The following is an 18,103-nucleotide window of genomic DNA, read 5'->3' as shown; positions in this document are numbered from 1 at the left end:
GCCCCGCTAGACCTCTGGAGCCCCACGTGTCCCGACCGGATTCCGAAACCTCGCCCGCGCCCCACACCGCAGCATCGACGGCTGCCGTGCACCGGGCCGATCTACCCCTCGTCAGGGTGGCACTGCTGGGTGCCGGGAACGTGGGGGCCGAGGTTGCGCGGATTCTTCTCGAGGACTCCGAGGAACTCGGCGACCGGATCGGAGCCCGCCCGGAACTGATCGGAATCGCGGTTCGTGACGTGTCGGCACCGCGCACCGTGGACCTGCCCCAGGAACTCCTGACCACCGACGCGGAGGCCCTGATCGAGGCGGCGGACGTCGTCGTGGAGCTGACCGGCGGAATCGAACCGGCCCGCACCCGCATCCTGTCCGCACTGCGTGCGGGCAAGCCGGTGGTCTCCGGCAACAAGGCGCTGCTGGCCCAACACGGCCCCGAACTGCATGCTGCGGCCGCGGAGGCGGCGGGGACCAGCATCTCCTACGAAGCCGCAGTCGCCGGGGCCATCCCGATCGTGCGCCCGATGCTCGATTCGTTGTCCGGGGACAAGGTCAACCGCGTTCTGGGCATCATGAACGGGACCACCAACTACATCCTGGACCAGATGGACTCCACGGGTGCCGACTTCAACGACGCCCTGGCCGAGGCCCAACGCCTGGGCTACGCGGAGGCCGACCCAACCGCGGACATCGAAGGCCACGACGCCGCGGCCAAGGTGGCGATCCTGGGGTCCATCGCCTTCCACTCGTCCTACACGATCGATGACGTGTACTGCCGCGGGATCACCGGGGTCACGGCCGAGGACGTGGAGGCGGCACGGGACGCCGGTTACGTCATCAAGCTGCTCGGAGTGGCCGAGCGGGTTACCGCCGAGGCACACGACGACGGGTCCGGGGCGACTGCTGCGACACCGACCTCGACATCCGCGGGCGTGAACCTTCGCGTGGTCCCCACCATGATTCCCCGTCAGCATCCTCTGGCCGGTGTCCGCGGGGCGTTCAACGCCGTGTTCGTGGAGGCGGAGAACGCCGGGGAACTCATGTTCTACGGGCCCGGTGCCGGCGGGGCGCCCACCGCGTCGGCGGTCATGGGCGACCTTGTGGCCGCCCTGCGTCGCTCTGTGGCCGGTGGCCCCGCCGTCGCCCCGAGTTTCCACGCGGGACTGCCCGCGACCAACGTCGACGACGTGCGGACCAGCTTCTCCCTGACCCTGCTGTGCCCGGATCGCGCGGGAGTGCTGGCGGCGATCTCCACGGTCTTCGCACAGCACGGCGTGTCCATTTCGACCATGCAGCAGCGTGACCTCCCCGATGCCCCCGAGCGCCCGGGAGAGTGCCTGGCCGAACTGCGCATCGTGACCCACCGCGCGCGCAACGCGGACCTGGTGCGTACCGTGGAGACCATCCGTGAACTCGACGAGGTGTTGGACCTGCGGGGTCTGATCCGGGTCGAAAGCGCCGACTGACCGCACTCGTCACTGTTTCCAGTCCAGACCACTTTCACACCAAACTTCTTTCACTACCTCTTTCAGTCCAGCTCTTTCAGTCCAGGAGATGAACCCATGGCCCACCTGTGGCAAGGCGTGATCAACGAATACCGCGACCGCCTCCCGGTCACCGACTCGACCCCCGTCGTCACCATGGGGGAGGGCGGGACCCCGCTGATCCAGGCGCGGGCGCTGTCCGAGCTGACCGGCAACCAGGTGTGGGTCAAGTTCGAAGGCATGAACCCCACCGGTTCCTTCAAGGACCGCGGGATGACCATGGCGATCACGCGGGCCAAGGAGGAAGGCGCCAAGGCAGTGGTGTGCGCGTCCACGGGCAACACCTCCGCCTCGGCTGCGGCCTACGCCAAGCAGGCCGGGATGCGTTGCGCCGTCCTGGTCCCCGAAGGCAAGATCTCCATGGGCAAGATGGCCCAGGCTGTGGCCCACGGTGCCGACATCATCCAGATCGACGGCAACTTCGACAACTGCCTGGACGTCGCGCGCAAGCTCTCCGACTCCTACCCCGTGTTCCTGGTCAACTCCGTGAACCCCTACCGCATCGAAGGCCAGAAGACCGCGGCGTTCGAAGTCGTGGACGCCCTCGGGGACGCCCCGGACTACCACATCCTGCCCGTGGGCAACGCCGGGAACATCACCGGCTACTGGAAGGGCTACACGGAGTACTCCCGGCCTTACGTCAATGCGGTCGGCGAGGAACTGCCCGCCGTGGCCACCAAGACCCCCGTCATGTGGGGTTTCCAGGCGGCCGGAGCCGCACCGTTGGTCGCGGGGCACCCGATCGACCAGCCGGAGACGATCGCCACGGCCATCCGCATCGGCAACCCCGCCTCCTGGGACTCGGCCATCGGCGCCCGTGACGAATCCGGCGGCCTGATCGAATCCGTCACCGACGAACAGATCATCGAAGCACAGCGCTTCCTGTCCTCCCGCGACGGCGTGTTCGTGGAACCCGGGTCTGCCGCGGGCGTGGCCGGTCTGATCAAGAAGTATCGTGAGGGAGCCGCCCCCACCGGCGCCAAGATCGTGATCACCGTGACCGGTCACGGCCTCAAGGACCCGCAGTGGGCCGTCAAGGGTGCCGAACTCGAGGACCCCACCGCGGCCGAACCCAAGCGCGTGGACTTCGACGTCGTCTCCGTGGCCGCCGCTCTCGGACTGGACTGAGGCCCGGCCGTGGGTGCAGCGATGGGGAAACCGAAGGACTGGCGCGAGGTCCTGACCGTCGGTGAGGCGATCACGGTCGACGTGCCCGCGTCCTCGGGCAACGTGGGGCCAGGATTCGACAGCCTGGGCCTAGCCCTCGGGCACTACGACACGGTGGAAATCGCCGTGCAGGAGTCCGGGCTCGCGTTCGAACTGCACGGGGAGGGCTCGGAATCCGTCCCACGGACCGAGGAGCACCTGCTGGTCCGCTCCGTGCGAGCGGCGTGGACCGCTGCGGGCCTGGTCGACCAGCCCGGGCTGGCCGTCGTGGCGCGCAACCGGATCCCGCACGGCCGGGGCATGGGGTCCTCCGCCTCCTGTGCGGTGGCGGGCGTTGTTGCGGCCAATGCCCTCCTGGCGCCGTCCGCGCGACTCGACGACGCAGCGATCCTGCAAGTTTGCGCCGGGATGGAGGGGCATCCGGACAACGTGGCCCCGTCCCTCTACGGGGGCCTCACGATTTCCTGGGGGGAGCCCGGTTCCTGGCACAGTGCGCCCGTCGCCGTCCATGACGACGTCGTCCCCGTGGTGGCCATCCCGAACTACGAGGTTTCGACCGCCCTGGCCCGTTCCTTGCTGCCCGCCCAGGTGGATCACCGCAGCGCCGCAGCGAACGCCGGACGGGCTGCGCTGCTGGTCGAGGCGATGACCCGTCGACCGGACCTGCTGCTGCCCGCAACGGCCGATGCCCTGCACCAGCGGTTCCGTGCACCGGCCATGCCGCCCAGCGCAGCACTGGTCGCCACCCTGCGTGAGCAGGGCCATGCGGCCTTGATCTCCGGAGCCGGCCCCACGGTCCTGACCCTGGCGCCCTCCGCAGAGGACGCCGCCGAGGTCGAAGCGGCCATCGCCGAATTCGTCGCGCACCCCGACGCGGAGAGGGAACACGTCACGTGGCGTGTTCTCAGGCTGACCGTGCCCGCGCATGGTGCTAGGGTGGTCACGCACCCACAGTAGTAATTCTCCGGGTGCGTCCAATGTTCACCGGCCGACAGGGCTCGGGCTCGATGACTTCGAGTTGTCCACCGGAGAACATGTCTTGGATTCGATGGTGTTTTGACCACGGGCGCTTCGGCGGTTTCCCAGAAACGGCTGAGCCGAACGGTTCACCCACATCCGCTGGGTGAACACCCGGTCGAATCAGCTCCTCCGCCACGACCACCGCCTTTCGGTGGGATTCGGTGTGCCTGACCGGTGCATCGGATCTGGGTGGACCGAGCGCCGTCGATCCGGTCGCACCCGTCTGAGAGTGTGCGGCCCGGCCCGCTTGTCAGCGGCCCGAACCACCAGTAACGGCCACCGGCGTCTGAGTGCCGGGGCTCCCATCGAGGGAAAAGGAAACCTTCGTGACCGAAACCACCGACCTGAATGCAGGTACGGAACAGGCCACCTCTGAGGCCAAGAGCACCGGGCTGTCCGGGCTCAAGCTTGCCCAGTTGCAGGCCCTTGCGGGCCAGCTCGGCATCACGGGTGCGCGCCGCATGCGGAAGTCCCTGCTCGTGGACGCCATCGAGGCCCACCAGCGTGGCGGCAGCGTGGCCGACCGTGACCGCAAGGTCACCGAGCAGATCGAACAGACCGCGCAGCGGGCTTCCGCCAAGGCCGGCGTGACCCAGCCCCAGGACACCGCAGCAGGCTCCGAGGGCAACGACGACGCGTCGAGCTCCGAGGCCCCCGCAGTGGCCGCCCGGACCGGTCGCGGACGCAGCCGCCGTGCATCATCGTCGGCAGGCTCCAACGGGTCGCAGTCCAACGGGTCGCAGTCGAACACTTCCGACTCCGCTTCCACGGACTCCACCTCCAATGACTCCTCCGCGGCCGATTCCGCGGATGCCGCCGGCTCCGGCGAGTCCTCGCGTGAGGAATCCGGTGCCAAGGACGGGGAGTCCGGCAACGGCCGTGAGCGCCCGTCGCGTTCGCAACGCCGCAACCGCCAGGGCCGCAACCAGGACGGACAGGGCGAGTCCAACGGCACCGCCGACGGCGCAGAGGGTTCGCAGCAGGACGACGGCGAGGGCCGCTCGGAGGATGCCAACCGCGGTGACTCCGGCAACCGCCGTAACCGCCAGGGTCGCAACCAAGACGGTCGCAACCAGGACGGCCAGAAGAACAACCGCAACAACGACCGGAACAACGATCGCAACGGCGACCGTGACGATTCGGACCGCAACGACCAGGGCGGCAAGAACGACCAGGGCGGCAAGAAAAAGGAAGGTCAGCAGGGCGGCAAGAACAAGCAGGGCCAGCAGGGCGGCAACAACAACGGTCCGGACGACGACGGCGGATCGCGCCGCAACCGTCGTAACCGGAATCGCAACGACCGCAATGACCGTCGCAACCGTCGCAACCGCAACCAGGGCCCCGAGGTGGACGACACCGAGCCCACCGAGGACGACGTCCTGCTGCCGGTCGCGGGCATCCTGGACGTGCTGGACAACTACGCGTTCGTCCGCACCTCCGGCTACCTCCCCGGGCCCAACGACGTCTACGTCTCCTTGGCCCAGGTCAAGAAGAACAACCTGCGCAAGGGCGACGCCGTCGTGGGTGCCATTCGTGCCCCGCGCGACGGTGAGGACAACAACCGCAACCAGCGGCAGAAGTTCAACGCCCTGGTGCAGCTGACCAGCGTCAACGGCAAGAAGCCGGAGGAACTCACCGACCGCGTGGACTTCTCCAAGCTGGTGCCGTTGTACCCGCAGGAGCGGCTGCGCCTGGAGAACGAGCCCAAGAAGATCGGCCCGCGCGTGGTCGACCTGGTGGCTCCGATCGGTAAGGGCCAGCGCGGTCTGATCGTCTCCCCGCCCAAGGCGGGCAAGACCCTCATGCTGCAGTCGATCGCCAACGCGATCACCACGAACAACCCCGAAGTCCACCTGATGATGGTCCTCGTCGACGAACGTCCCGAGGAAGTCACAGACATGCAGCGCACGGTCAAGGGTGAGGTCATCGCCTCGACCTTCGACCGTCCCGCCGACGACCACACCACGGTGGCCGAACTGGCCATCGAGCGCGCCAAGCGCCTGGTGGAGCTCGGCATGGACGTTGTGGTCCTGCTGGACTCGATGACCCGCCTGGGTCGCGCCTACAACCTGGCCGCCCCGGCCTCCGGGCGCATCCTCTCCGGTGGTGTGGACTCCGCCGCGCTGTACCCGCCCAAGCGGTTCTTCGGCGCAGCCCGCAACATCGAAGGCGGCGGTTCCCTGACCATCCTGGCCACCGCCCTGGTGGAGACCGGTTCCAAGATGGACGAGGTCATCTTCGAGGAGTTCAAGGGCACCGGCAACATGGAGCTGCGCCTGTCCCGCCAGCTGGCGGACAAGCGGATCTTCCCGGCCGTGGACGTCAACTCCTCGGGCACCCGCCGCGAGGAGAACCTCATGTCCGGCGACGAGCTCAAGATCATGTGGAAGCTGCGTCGTGTGCTCTCGAGCCTGGACCAGCAGCAGGCCCTGGAACTGCTCACCAACCGGCTGCGGGACACCCAGTCCAACGCCGAGTTCCTGATGCAGGTCCAGAAGACCACGCTCAACGTGAAGGCCGACGACGACCGCTAGCCGACGCATTCCGGCCCCGGGGCTGCCCGCCCGTCGTACCCAGCGCCACCGGCGCACGGTCGACGACGGCGCAACCCCGGGGCCGTCGTCGTCGGTGCGAAACACACCGCGACCCGACCCGGGTGACCAACCCATTTTTCCGACCCAGTTTCCGACCCGTTGAAAGGAAGCCGCCCGCGTGGCCGATCCCATCCAGGCGCTGCTCGACGAGCACGCCGAACTCCAGGTGCGCCTCGCCGACCCCGCGGTGCACGCCGATCCTCTCCTGGCCAAGCGGCTCAACCGCCGGTACTCGGAGCTGGACAAGGTGGTTTCCGCCCACGGTGACCTCACCCGGCTGCGGGAGGACCGGGACGCCGCGCAGGAACTGGCGGGGGAGGACCCCGAGTTCGCCCGTGAGGCCGAGGCTTTGGAACCCCGGATCGAACAGGCCCAGGAGAAGCTGCGACTGCTGTTGGTCCCCAGGGACCCCGACGACGCCCGGGACGCGATCCTGGAGATCAAGGCGGGCGAAGGCGGAGCCGAATCGGCCCTGTTCGCCGGTGACCTGCTGCGCATGTACCTGCGCTACGCCGAGTCCAAGGGCTGGCGGACCGAGATGCTGGGGGAAACCCCGGCCGAACTCGGCGGGTACAAGGACGTCCAGTTCGCGGTCAAGGGCCGTTCGGACGACCCCGCCGAAGGGGTGTGGGCGCACCTGAAGTACGAAGGCGGCGTGCACCGGGTGCAGCGGGTTCCCGCGACCGAGTCCCAGGGCAGGATCCACACCTCTGCTGCGGGCGTGCTGGCCTTCGCGGAGGTCGAGGCCCCGGAGGAGATCGAGATCCAGCAGAACGATCTCAAGATCGACGTCTACCGGTCCTCCGGGCCCGGTGGGCAGTCCGTGAACACCACCGACTCCGCGGTGCGCATCACCCACCTTCCGACGGGCATCGTGGTGGCCATGCAGAACGAGAAGTCTCAGCTGCAGAACAAGGAAGCCGCCATGCGTGTGCTCCGTGCGCGGTTGCTGGCGCACCAACAGGAGCAGCAGCAGGCGGAGGCCTCCGCGGCCCGGCGTTCCCAGCTCCGGACAGTGGACCGTTCCGAGCGCATCCGCACCTACAACTTCCCGGAGAACCGCATCGCGGACCATCGCACGGGTTACAAGGCCTACAACCTGGACCAGGTCCTGGACGGGGACCTGGGTCCGGTGATCGCGTCCGCGATAGAGATGGACGAACAGGACCGTCTGGCTGCCATCGGTCAGCAGGACTGAGGAGCGGACGCCATGACGACCTCCCTTGCGCAGGCGTTGCGGTGGGCGACCACCGAACTCGATGCCGCGGGCCTGGCCTCCGCGGAAGCTGACGCCGTGCTGATCGCCGCCCACCTGCTCGGCCTGGACCGGGGGGAGGTGCAGGCCAAGGCCATCATCGGGGCACCCGTGCCGCAGGGCTTCGAGGACCTTGTCCGACAGCGCGCCCGGCGGATCCCGCTGCAGCACCTCACGGGCACGGCCCCGTTCCGGCGGATCGAGCTGGCTGTCGGGCCCGGAGTTTTCGTGCCGCGTCCGGAGACGGAACTGCTCGTTGAACTGGCGGTCCAACGGCTGCGCACCGATCAGGGCGAAGGCGTGACCCGCCCCGTCGTCGTCGACCTGTGCACCGGATCCGGGGCCATTGCGGCGGCCCTGGCTGACGAGGTCCCGCACGCCAAGGTGCACGCGATCGAACTCTCCGAGCAGGCCCACGCCTGGGCGCTCCGCAACCTGGAAGGCCGCCGCGTGGACCTCCGCCTGGGGGATGCCACGGTGGTTCCCGAGGACCTCCGAGGCCGGGTCCACGTGGTGGTCTCCAATCCGCCCTACGTCCCGGACCGCGAGCCGCCCACGGACCCGGAGGTGGCCGAACACGATCCCGCCCTGGCCCTGTGGGGTGGCGGCGAGGACGGGATGCGGGTCCCGGACGCGGTGATCGCCGCCGCGGCCGGGCTGTTGGTGCCCGGTGGGTGGTGCGTCGTCGAACATGCCGAATCCCAGCGCCAGGCGATCGCGGCCGCCTTCCACCGGCACGGGTTCGTGGACGTCGAATGCCACAACGACCTCACCGGACGCCCCCGTGCCACGAGCGCGCTCCTCCCCGCCCTGAATCATCCGCAACAGCAGGAAGTGCAACAATGACCGGCGTGAATGAGACAGCCCAGGAGAGCTCACCGCAAGGAGCGACCGACTCGGAGCAAGCGCCAGAGACCGCGACGACGTACGACGTCCGCGATGCCAAACAGCGCCGGGTCGCGATCAAACACGCCCAGCAGGCCCTGGCGGCCGACGAGTGCGTGGTCATGCCCACGGACACGGTGTACGGGATCGCGGCCAACGCGTTCTCCGCCACCGGGGTGCAACGGCTCCTGGAGACCAAGGGCCGCAACCGCAACATGCCCCCGCCGGTGCTCATCGCCCACGCGGGTGTTCTGGACGGGCTGGCCGACCAGGTGTCGGAGGAGGCCCGGGCCCTGGCCGAGGCCTTCTGGCCCGGCGGCCTGACCTTGATCTGCCACGCCCAGCCCTCCCTGCAGTGGGACCTGGGTGAGACCAGCGGCACCGTGGCCCTGCGCGTCCCGGACGACGAGGTCGCCACCGAACTGCTCGGTCAAACCGGCCCCCTGGCCGTCTCCTCGGCCAATCGCACGGGGCTCCCCGCGGCGGGTTCCGCCGAGGAGGCCCGCGGAATGCTGGGCGACAAGGTTCAGGTCTACCTGGACGCCGGACACCGCGGGACCGTGGCCGAGGGCCTGCATCCGGTGGCCTCGACCATCGTCGACTGCACGGGGTCCACCCCGGTGGTCGTGCGAGACGGGGCGGTCTCACTGACGCAGCTGCGCTCGGTCGTCCCCTCGGTCATCGGCGTCGACGGGCAGGCCCCGGCGGATTCCGCCCCGGAGGATTCAGGCGACCGGGACACCGACGACGCCGCGGGCACGGGTGCGAGTGAAGCCGGCGAAACCTCGGCCGAGGACGTGCCGGAGGGGGACACTCTCGTCCATCCCCGGCCGGAGCCGGTCGAAGCCGAGGAGGACAAGACCTCCGCGAACGCGCTCCCCGAAGACACGACGCCGGAGGACGCGCCGTCGGGACACGAGACTCCGGCTGAACCCACGGAAAGGCAAGAGGCGCACTCGACGCGCCCCGCCCCGTCCTCGCCGGCTCGCGACGCCGCAGCGGCGCTCGTCGCCGGTGCGGGGCAGGCCGTGGGCGCTCGGAGCGGGGAGGGATTGCCGGATCAGGACCGGACGCGCCCCCGCCCGGCGCAGGCCAAGGACGGCGTGGTGCAGCCCCTGGACCGGGCCACCGCGGCCGCGATCGTCGCCAGCGGGGTCACGGACGAACACCCCGGTCCGGAAGGCACCGACCAGGCCCGCTCCTGAGCCATGAGCCCTGAGCCCTGGGTCGTGGATCCAGGCCTCAGGCCCGGTCCAGGTGCACGGAGCGCAGGAGCTCGGAGATCCTGGGGGTCGGGAGCAGACCCTGTTCCTGGCCCCACCCGGGGACCTGGTTCTGCCCGAACCAGGTGACCTCGATCCGTCGAACGGCCCCGTGCCACCGGTTCTGGGCCAGCCCCGAGAGGACGTAACCGGTGGCCACGGCCGCGCAACACAGGACCGTGGGCAGCTTGATCGGGTTGCGACGTCCGGCGTCACGCAGGATGGACGACGTCGTCGCCCCCTCCCACGGGAGCAGCACGATCTGCGGGACCTCGCCGCGGTGCGAACCGACGGTGACCGTGAACTCGGCCAACGCGTCGACCGAGGTCACCGGGGTGTGCGCGGTGCCGTCACCGGCCACCGAACACAGGGGGGAGGACGCGAACGCCGCGAGCCGCTTGGTCGTGGCGCGGCCGCGACCCTGGACCGAGGTCGCCCGCAGGATCACGAGTTCCGGGTGCGTCGGGCGGTCCTCGCGGGCGGCCAGGCGCTGCAGCGCTGACTCACCCAAGGCCTTGGAATAGGAGTACGGGGAGAACGGCGTGGTGCGGGAGGTCTCGTCCAGGAAGTGCGTCTTGCCCTGCACGGCCGCGGAGCTGATGTGCACCACGCGCTTGACACCGGTGCGTTCCGCCGCGGCCAGAATCAGGACGGGCAGCATCGCGTTGGCGCCCACCAGAGCATCCTGGTCCTTGCCGTCCGGTGCCGCGATACCCGCGGCGTTGACCACGATGTCCGCCCCGGCAAAGGAATCCGCCAGGTAGTCGATGACGGACTCCAGGTCACGGGCGCGGCCCAGCAGATGGTGGACCGTGCGGGCTCCGCTCGAGAGCCGGGGGGCCGAAACGGCCTGAACGGTGTGGCCGTCCGCACGCAGTCGTTGCGTCACCGCGGAGCCGACGAACCCCGTTGCTCCCACCACGCGCCATGCTCTGGACGTCACAGACGTTCTCCTCTCGATCGAGTCGGGCCCTTGGCTGTACCCGTCGCCATATCGTACAGAGAACAACCTGGCACGAGCCTCAGGAAGCGGCTCATGACCGGGTGCTAATCTCGGCTGGTCCGGTCCTCCGGGGCGCTCCGGCCTCGGCGGCTCCCCGCTCGAACCGGAGGGGACAACGGATGCGGAGACCGACGAAGAGAGCTAGGTGGTTGGGGCGTGGTCGTGAGGCCGGCACCGCGTGTGGTCGCGGTCGTGGTGAGTTTCAACAGGCGCGAGCTGTTGGAGTCCACGCTGCGGGGAATCATGGGGGCCAACCTGGTTCCGGACGTGACCGTGGTGGTGGACAACGCGTCCACGGACGATTCCGTGGAGTTCATCCGGAGTTTCAGCGCCGATCATCAGGCCTCGGGCGCGCCGGGTGAGATCGAACTCATCACGCTGACCGGGAACCTGGGAGGTGCCGGTGGTTTCACGGTCGGCATCGACCGGGCAGCCAACGGCTTGCAGGCCGACCTGGTCTGGGTCATGGACGACGACACGGAACCCCTGCGCGAAACCCTCGAAGAAGCCGTCCGCGCCTGGCGGAACTACGACGCCGACGGCGCACGGCGCCCCGTGTTCGTGGCCAGCCAGGTGCTGTGGACCGACGGGAGCGAGCACCCGATGAACTCGATGATCGAGCGGATCGGCGCGGGCCGCGACCGAAAGGCACGCGCGGCAGCCGTGGGCGGTCGCAGCATCCGTTCGGGCTCCTTCGTCTCCCTGCTCATGGACGGCGACGCCGTACGCGCCGCCGGTCTGCCCGTGGCCGACTACTTCATCTGGAACGACGACTTCGAGTTCTCCACCCGGCTGGCCCGGTGGGAGGACGCCATCCAGGTCCCGGCCTCCAAGGTCATGCACCACACCAAGCAGCCGGGCAACACGGACGCCGACCCCGGCCAGCGTTTTTACAACGACGTGCGCAACAAGCTGTGGGTCTTCACGCGCTCGCGGTCGCTGGCGCCGTGGGAGAAGGTGCTCTACGGCGGGGCCACGGCGCGGTTGTGGGTGCGCACGCTGCGTGGCTCGGCGGACCGCCGCGCCGTTGTCGAGCGGTTCGGGCGCGGTGTGCGTGACGCCCTGAAGGCACCGCGGAGCAACCAGGACGTCCTGCGAGGCGTCTGGGAACTGCACGAACAGGGCACGGGCGCCACGGCGCAGGACCCCTCGACCGACGCGCAGGGCCGCCCCGAGTTCTCCCTGTTGATGCCCGTCTACGGGGGAGACACCCCCGAACGCTTCCACCGCGCACTGGTCTCGTCGACGCTTGAACAGGCCGTGGCGCCGTCGGAGGTCGTGATCGTGCGCGACGGCCCCGTCGCACCCGAACTGCAGCGGGAGATCGACGCCCTCACGGAGCGTCTGCGCGCGGCCACACCGCCGATCGCCGTCGTCCGGGAGGACCTGGAGGTCAACGCGGGGCTGACCAACGCCCTGCGACGGGGCCTGGAGCTGTGCTCCCATGACGTCGTGGCCCGGGCGGACGCCGACGACGTCTCCTACCCCGACCGCTTCGCCCGTCAGCTGCCCCTGATCCAGGACGGAGCCGACGTCGTGGGTGCCGGGATGGACGAGATCGGCGACGACGAGACGCAGCCGCTGGCCCACCGGGAGGCGCCCGTGGGTGCAGCGAACATCCGGCGGGTGTCCAAGCTCCGCAACCCCGTCTCCCACCCGACGGTCGTGTTCCGGCGGCCCGCCGTGGAGGCCGTGGGCGGGTACGAGTACGTTCCCCTAGCCGAGGACTACTGGCTGTGGGTCCGCATGCTGCGCGCGGGAGCCGACATCCGCAACATCGCCGACCCGTTGGTCGGCTACCGGGTGTCGGGTGGCGCCTATCAGCGCCGCGGTGGACTACGCGTTTTCCGTGCGGAGATCGAGTTGCAGAGCCGCCTTCACGGAATCGGGCACCTGAGTTTCCTAGAATGGGGCAGAAACGTCGCCGTGCGGGGCGGGTACCGATTCGTGCCCCGTGTTCTTCGGGAACGTGCCTACCGGAACATGGTGGGCGGTTACCCCAACACTCGGTAGGTCCACCTCGATCGTGGACGTGACCGACGCCGACCCACGTGGCCGGTCGCCGAGTGCCCACGACGCGCGGCTGACAACGAACGCACAGGGCGACGGTCGACCCCTCGGACCGGCCCCGCCCACGGAAGGACCCCCACATGCAGAGCCCGGACGACAGCGGGACCCCAGGTCCTGGAACGGACGGGCCGACGAATGCGTCGGCGTCCGGTGTTCGGCAGAACACCCGACCGACGGCGCGCCGGGCGCAGGGAGGGTCCGAGGCGGAACGCCCCACCGCCTGGCTGTGGATCCAGATGATCCTGGACTCCATGGCCTGGGTGGCGGCCATGGGCGTCGCGCTGGTCCTGCGCTACGAGCTCAGCGTCCAGTTCATCAACGTTCCGAGCCTGTTGATCGTGTGCCTCGTGGCCGTCGGTGCGCAGTTGGCGATCGGGTACTCCTTCGCGCTGTACCGCGGGCGCTATTCCTACGGCAGCTTCGACGAGGGCAAGCTGCTCATCGTCGTCACCCTGATCGTGACCGGGCTGCTGCAGATCGTCCTCCTGGTGGCGGGCAACGCGATCGGGATTCCACGGTCCGTGGCCATGATCGCCTTCCCCTTCGCGGCCTTGTTCATGGCGGCCTTCCGCTACCTCAAGCGCATGTACCAGGAATCGACGTCGAAACCCCAGGGCAACGCGCAGCACGTGGTGGTCTACGGTGCCGGGCAGTCCGGGACGTTCATCGTCCAGCGCATGATGCAGGACCCGGATTCGGAGTACCTGCCGGTGGCCCTCCTGGACGACGACCCGGCCAAGAAACACCTCCGTGTCTCCTCCGTGCCTGTTCTGGGCACCATCGCCGATGCCCCCGACGTCTTGGCGCAGACCCGTTCCAGCATTCTCCTGGTGGCGCAGTCCAACGCCTCCTCCAAGCTCATGCAGCGGGTGTCCGACATCGTGGCCGGGACCAACACGCGCGTGATGACGGTTCCGCCGGTCCGGGACATGCTCACCGGCTCGGGGACCAGCGTGGACATCCGCGACATCAGCCTCGAGGACCTGATCGGGCGCACCCCCGTGGACATCGACGTCGCGGGGATCGCCGACTACATCTCGGGCAAGCGCGTCCTGGTGACGGGTGCCGGTGGATCCATCGGGTCCGAACTGTGCCGCCAGTTGCTGGCCTTCGATCCCGGTGAACTCATGATGCTGGACCGGGACGAGACGAACCTGCAGGCCACGCAGATCTCCATCACCGGCCGCGGTCTGTTGGACGGGCAGGACACGGTGCTCGCCGACATCCGCGACGGGGAGAACCTTGCCCGGATCTTCGAACGCCGCCGCCCCGAGGTCGTTTTCCACGCCGCCGCCCTGAAGCACGTGTCACTGCTCGAGACCTACCCGGACGAGGCCTGGAAGACCAATGTCCTGGGCACGCTCAACGTTCTCGAGGCCGCCCGAGCGGCCGACGTCGAGGTCTTCGTGAACGTCTCCACGGACAAAGCCGCGAACCCGACCACCACGCTGGGCCACTCCAAGCGGGTGGCAGAGAAACTGACCGCGTGGATGGCCCAGCAGACGGGGAAACGCTACACCTCCGTGCGCTTCGGCAACGTGTTCGGCTCCCGTGGTTCGATGCTGCCCCTGTTCACCGAGCAGATCCGCCAGGGCGGGCCGATCACCGTCACGGACGAGAACGCCACGCGCTACTTCATGACCATCCCGGAGGCCTGCCAGCTGGTGGTCCAGGCCGGGGCGATCGGAAGCGGCGGAGAGGTGCTGATCCTGGACATGGGGGAGCCCGTGCGGATTCTCGACGTCGCCAAACGGCTCCGTTCGCTCTCCGGCCAGGAGGGGATCGAGATCGTGATCACCGGCCTGCGCCCGGGGGAGAAGCTGCATGAGGAACTCATCGGTCTGGGGGAAACCGACCGCCGTCCCTTCCACCCCAAGATTTCCCACGCCCAGGCCGACGCCCTGGCCCCGATCAATTTGGACCGACACATCTGGAAGGTCCGCGGTGGTATGGCCACCACGGGCACCATCCCGGTGGTCCGGACCTCCACGCAGCCCGCGCTGACCAAGTTCCACGGTGCGCGCAAGTCCGGCGTGCAGGCTGAAAGCGTGCAAGCCGAAGAGGACGGGACCGAGCCGTCGCCGTCGGGGAGGGCGTCATGATCGGCATGCCGAGCGTTCTCTCCGTCAACCCGGGTGCCACGCCCACTCCGGAGGAGCTGCGTCATCTCCTGATGCTGGTGGCGACCTTCGGAGTGGCGGCCTTCGTCCTCAGCGTGCTCCTTCCGTTCCTCGTCAAACCGCTGCTGACGCGGTGGGGCGTGGTGGACATCCCCAATGAACGCTCCTCCCACACGCGCACGGTCATCCGTGGCATGGGCCTGGCGGTCGCGATCGCCGTCGTGGTCGTGCAGCTGGCCGGGGTTCTCACCGGAACCGTGGCCACGGACCGTTCGATCGCGTTGACGGTCCTGGCCGGGACGGCAGCCTGTGCGGCGCTGGGCTGGACGGAGGACTTCAAGGGAGTTTCCGTCCGAGTGCGTCTCCTGGCGCAGGTCCTGATCGGCGGTGGCTGTGCAGCCGTCCTGGTGTGGGCCATCGGCACCACGCCGCTGTGGTGGATCGTGTGCACCGTCGCCGTGGTGGTCTACGTCAACGTCGCCAATTTCATGGACGGGGTCAACGGCATCTCTGGGCTGCACGGCGTCGTGGTCGGACTCCTGTACGCCTGGGCCGGGGCCTGCAACGACCTCCCGTGGATGATGGTCGCCGCCTTGGTGGTCGCGGGGGCCTTCGCCGGCTTCCTGCCCTGGAATCTCACCCGCGGTGCAGTGTTCCTGGGGGACGTGGGCTCCTACCTGTTGGGTGGGGCGATCATCCTGATTGCCGTCGCTGCCTTCCTCGCCGGCGTCTACGTCGAATACCTGCTGCCCCCGCTCTCCGTGTACCTGGCCGACACCTCCTGGACCCTGCTCCGCCGCATCCGCGCGGGGGAGCCCTGGTGGCGGCCGCACCGTCAACACACCTACCAGCGGTTGACCGACGTGGGCTTCTCACACGTCGCCTCCTCCCTGGTCGTGGCGGGCACCACGGTCCTGGTCTCCCTGATCACGCTCGCGGGACTCCGGCTCAGCGGGGTGGCCCTCGTCGCCGCGGGGACCGTCGTGGTTCTTCTGTTGGTCCTCTACCTCGCGCTGCCGTCGCTGATCGGTCGCCGGTCCGAACACCGTCGGGAAGCTGGTACCGAGCAGGAGGCGGCTCGGCCGTGAGCATTGGATTCAGGAACCGCCCCGGGGCCACCGTGGCCGGTAACGTCTGGTCGCGGATGTTGCGGATCTCCGTGACCGTGGGCGCGATCATTGCTGCGGGTTGCGTCGCACCGGCAGCACTCATGGCCGGGGCGGCCGGAGCCGGCAGCGCGGGCTTGGGCACGGTGATCGTCGCCGTCGTCTTCACGATCTCACTTGCAGGGCTGTGGTGGTCCGCTCGATACCCCGCCCCCGTCGCCGCTCTGGTCATGCTCGTGCTCTACGCCGCTCTGGTGGCCGCCGGGACCATGATTCTGTTCAGCGCACCGAAGCCCGACTGGGTGCTCCCACCCTGGATGGGGGCGGCGGTCATCGGACAGGTCGTGGCCTGGCTCGGCGGGTCCGCCCTGGCCCTGCGCCGTAGTCGGCTTCCCGTGTTCGACGTCGACACCCGTCCGCGGCCCACCGAGGAGGCCGCATGACATCCCCCAACCAGCCTGCGGGGCAGCCCATGGAGGGCTCCGACAAGGAACCCGGCACCGCCTCGGGGCCTGCATCGACCGGCCCCTCCGGTGACCCTGCAGGAGCGGACTCGCGGGTCCCGACGACGCCTGGCACGAGCGACCGTCGTGGCTCCCGATTGAGCACCGTCGGCGAACTCGTGGAGGCCGGAGGAAACCGCGGCGCGCTGGGCATCCTGGCCTACCTTGTGATTGGGACCGCGTTTTGGAGTCTGGTAGGGTTTCTGCTGGATTACCTGGTGGGGACGCAGTGGCTTGTCCTGCTCGGGGCAGGTCTCGGTCTAGCCGCCGGGGTCACACTTGCCTACCTCCACCTGCAAGCCGGACTGGGAGCCAATGACGGTTCAGCAGCCGGTGATGACGCCCGGAACCGCACCGCAGATTCGCACCACCGTGACCACGGCCAGGGCCCTGCGGGTGGAAGCAGAAAGGACCGCCATTGATCGTCGCCCCAGTTCTTGAGGGACAAGGCTTCCAGGCTCCCAGCGTTTCGGACATGCACCTCCCGCCGTTCTTCGAGATCGGCTCCTTCGAATTCGGCAAGCACACCGTGCTGATCCTGCTCTCGGTCGCCCTCATCGCGGGCTTCTTCCTCTGGGCGATCCGCAAGCAGGCACTCGTGCCGTCCAAGGGCCAGTACCTGGGCGAGATCGGCTACGGGTTCGTTCGCAACTCCCTGGGCCGCGACATCATCGGCGAGAAGGAATTCCGCCCCTGGATCCCGCTGCTGTTCACCTTCTTCTTCTTCATCCTGGTGAACAACCTGTTCGGCTCCATCCCGGTCTTGCAGCTCCCGACCTTCTCACACCCGGGCTCGGCCTACGTCCTGGCCGGCGTCGCCTACGTCGCCTGGGTCTTCATCGGCATCAAGCGGCACGGCTTCGCCCACTTCATGGGCAAGATGACCATGCCGCCGGACGTGCCCAAGGTGCTCTACGTCTTCCTGATCCCGATCGAGTTCATCTCGAACCTGATCATCCGTCCCGTTACGCACGCACTGCGTGTGTTCGCCACCATGTTCGCCGGCCACATGGCCATCATGGTCGCAGCGGGTCTTCTCGGTTACCTGGTCAGCGAGGTCGGGGGTCTGGGGATTCTCGGTGGAGCGGGGGCACTGTTCCTGGGCATCTTCATCTTCTTCCTCGAAATCCTGATCCAGGTCCTGCAGGCCTACATCTTCACCCTGCTGTTCGCCGTCTACGTCGACGGTGCCCTGCAGGAAGGCCACTGACCCCAAGATTTGGCTCGGCTGCGGCCGGGTCGACCAACGGAGCACTCTCCGACACGTCAACCGCCATTCGTGGCACACGGCCCGCACCCGGGCAGTACGAAAGGAAACACCAAGAATGGACATCACCGGTTCCCTCTCCGTCATCGGTTTCGGTCTCGCAGCCATCGGCGGTGGCATCGGCGTCGGTCTGATCTTCGCCGCCTACATGCAGGCAGTGTCCCGTCAGCCCGAGACCCAGCGCATCATCCAGCCGATGCTCTTCATGGGCTTCGCCGTGGTTGAGGCCCTGGCCATCCTGGGCTTCGTGCTGGCACTGATCTTCTGATTCTTCCTCCGGGAAGGTTCAGGAAGTTCAGCCCAAGAGAAC

General features: G+C 68.5%; 15 protein-coding genes. 14 read left to right on the top strand and 1 reads right to left on the bottom strand.

The features are described 5' to 3' along the window. The first annotated feature begins 86 nt into the window (after positions 1 to 86). The 7 genes from EDL96_RS07885 (at position 87) to EDL96_RS13945 (ending at position 9,667) form a co-directional block, all read left to right on the top strand. A complete protein-coding gene (locus EDL96_RS07885) occupies positions 87 to 1,463 on the top strand; it encodes a homoserine dehydrogenase (RefSeq protein ID WP_123825318.1) in 1,377 nt (458 codons plus the stop codon). A 96-nt stretch (positions 1,464 to 1,559) separates the two neighbouring features. Then, entirely contained in the window at positions 1,560 to 2,669 is a 1,110-nt protein-coding gene (thrC, locus tag EDL96_RS07880; protein ID WP_123825241.1) for a threonine synthase, read from the top strand. Positions 2,670 to 2,690: 21 nt separating this feature from the next. Continuing rightward, the gene (thrB, locus tag EDL96_RS07875; protein ID WP_123825240.1) at positions 2,691 to 3,665 is read left to right on the top strand and encodes a homoserine kinase; all 975 of its coding nucleotides are present in this window, start codon (positions 2,691 to 2,693) and stop codon (positions 3,663 to 3,665) included. A 389-nt stretch (positions 3,666 to 4,054) separates the two neighbouring features. Next, a complete protein-coding gene (gene rho, locus EDL96_RS07870; RefSeq protein WP_123825239.1) occupies positions 4,055 to 6,262 on the top strand; it encodes a transcription termination factor Rho in 2,208 nt (735 codons plus the stop codon). A gap of 178 nt (positions 6,263 to 6,440) precedes the next feature. Beyond that, on the top strand, positions 6,441 to 7,520 hold the full coding sequence (prfA, locus tag EDL96_RS07865) for a peptide chain release factor 1 (RefSeq protein WP_123825238.1): 1,080 nt from the start codon (positions 6,441 to 6,443) through the stop codon (positions 7,518 to 7,520). A 12-nt stretch (positions 7,521 to 7,532) separates the two neighbouring features. Further along, positions 7,533 to 8,423, top strand: a complete 891-nt coding sequence (gene prmC / locus EDL96_RS07860) for a peptide chain release factor N(5)-glutamine methyltransferase (protein ID WP_123825237.1) — start codon at positions 7,533 to 7,535, stop codon at positions 8,421 to 8,423. A 5-nt stretch (positions 8,424 to 8,428) separates the two neighbouring features. After that, positions 8,429 to 9,667: an L-threonylcarbamoyladenylate synthase gene (locus tag EDL96_RS13945; RefSeq protein WP_325049543.1), complete on the top strand. Its 1,239-nt coding sequence runs from the start codon at positions 8,429 to 8,431 to the stop codon at positions 9,665 to 9,667. A 37-nt stretch (positions 9,668 to 9,704) separates the two neighbouring features. Here the strand turns inward: EDL96_RS13945 and EDL96_RS07850 are convergent, their stop codons facing one another. Next, on the bottom strand, positions 9,705 to 10,667 hold the full coding sequence (locus EDL96_RS07850; protein ID WP_123825235.1) for an NAD-dependent epimerase/dehydratase family protein: 963 nt from the start codon (positions 10,665 to 10,667) through the stop codon (positions 9,705 to 9,707). Positions 10,668 to 10,883: 216 nt separating this feature from the next. Here EDL96_RS07850 and EDL96_RS07845 point away from each other — a divergent pair, with 216 nt between their 5' ends. From EDL96_RS07845 to EDL96_RS07815, 7 genes are all read left to right on the top strand, one after another. Beyond that, positions 10,884 to 12,740 carry a glycosyltransferase gene (locus tag EDL96_RS07845; RefSeq protein WP_325049542.1) on the top strand — a complete coding sequence of 619 codons (1,857 nt, stop codon included), beginning with the start codon at positions 10,884 to 10,886 and terminating at the stop codon, positions 12,738 to 12,740. 137 nt (positions 12,741 to 12,877) lie between these two features. Next, a complete protein-coding gene (locus EDL96_RS07840; protein ID WP_123825234.1) occupies positions 12,878 to 14,899 on the top strand; it encodes a polysaccharide biosynthesis protein in 2,022 nt (673 codons plus the stop codon). Further along, complete coding sequence (locus tag EDL96_RS07835) at positions 14,896 to 16,005, top strand: MraY family glycosyltransferase (RefSeq protein WP_123825233.1); 1,110 nt, start codon at positions 14,896 to 14,898, stop codon at positions 16,003 to 16,005. Before EDL96_RS07840 ends, EDL96_RS07835 begins: the two co-directional genes overlap by 4 nt. Continuing rightward, entirely contained in the window at positions 16,002 to 16,466 is a 465-nt protein-coding gene (locus tag EDL96_RS07830) for a hypothetical protein (RefSeq protein ID WP_123825232.1), read from the top strand. The genes EDL96_RS07835 and EDL96_RS07830 overlap by 4 nt, the downstream gene beginning before the upstream one ends. After that, the gene (locus tag EDL96_RS07825) at positions 16,463 to 16,948 is read left to right on the top strand and encodes a hypothetical protein (protein WP_123825231.1); all 486 of its coding nucleotides are present in this window, start codon (positions 16,463 to 16,465) and stop codon (positions 16,946 to 16,948) included. The genes EDL96_RS07830 and EDL96_RS07825 overlap by 4 nt, the downstream gene beginning before the upstream one ends. Before the next feature lie 53 nt (positions 16,949 to 17,001). Continuing rightward, on the top strand, positions 17,002 to 17,736 hold the full coding sequence (gene atpB, locus EDL96_RS07820; protein ID WP_123825317.1) for a F0F1 ATP synthase subunit A: 735 nt from the start codon (positions 17,002 to 17,004) through the stop codon (positions 17,734 to 17,736). Between the two features lie 115 nt (positions 17,737 to 17,851). Next, positions 17,852 to 18,061 (top strand): F0F1 ATP synthase subunit C, encoded by a 210-nt coding sequence (locus EDL96_RS07815; protein WP_123825230.1) that lies wholly within the window; start codon positions 17,852 to 17,854, stop codon positions 18,059 to 18,061. The last annotated feature ends 42 nt before the right edge of the window (positions 18,062 to 18,103 follow it).

It is taken from the genome of Kocuria soli (assembly GCF_003797835.1).
Lineage (GTDB): Bacteria > Actinomycetota > Actinomycetes > Actinomycetales > Micrococcaceae > Kocuria > Kocuria soli.
This window is presented reverse-complemented; position numbering and strand designations above follow the sequence as displayed.

Coding starts and splice junctions, on each gene's coding strand:
- thrC (WP_123825241.1), top strand. CDS start 1,560: ATGGCCCACCTGTGGCAAGGCGTGATCAACGAATACCGCGACCGCCTC.
- thrB (WP_123825240.1), top strand. CDS start 2,691: ATGGGGAAACCGAAGGACTGGCGCGAGGTCCTGACCGTCGGTGAGGCG.
- prmC (WP_123825237.1), top strand. CDS start 7,533: ATGACGACCTCCCTTGCGCAGGCGTTGCGGTGGGCGACCACCGAACTC.
- EDL96_RS07840 (WP_123825234.1), top strand. CDS start 12,878: ATGCAGAGCCCGGACGACAGCGGGACCCCAGGTCCTGGAACGGACGGG.
- EDL96_RS07835 (WP_123825233.1), top strand. CDS start 14,896: ATGATCGGCATGCCGAGCGTTCTCTCCGTCAACCCGGGTGCCACGCCC.
- EDL96_RS07825 (WP_123825231.1), top strand. CDS start 16,463: ATGACATCCCCCAACCAGCCTGCGGGGCAGCCCATGGAGGGCTCCGAC.
- atpB (WP_123825317.1), top strand. CDS start 17,002: ATGCACCTCCCGCCGTTCTTCGAGATCGGCTCCTTCGAATTCGGCAAG.
- EDL96_RS07815 (WP_123825230.1), top strand. CDS start 17,852: ATGGACATCACCGGTTCCCTCTCCGTCATCGGTTTCGGTCTCGCAGCC.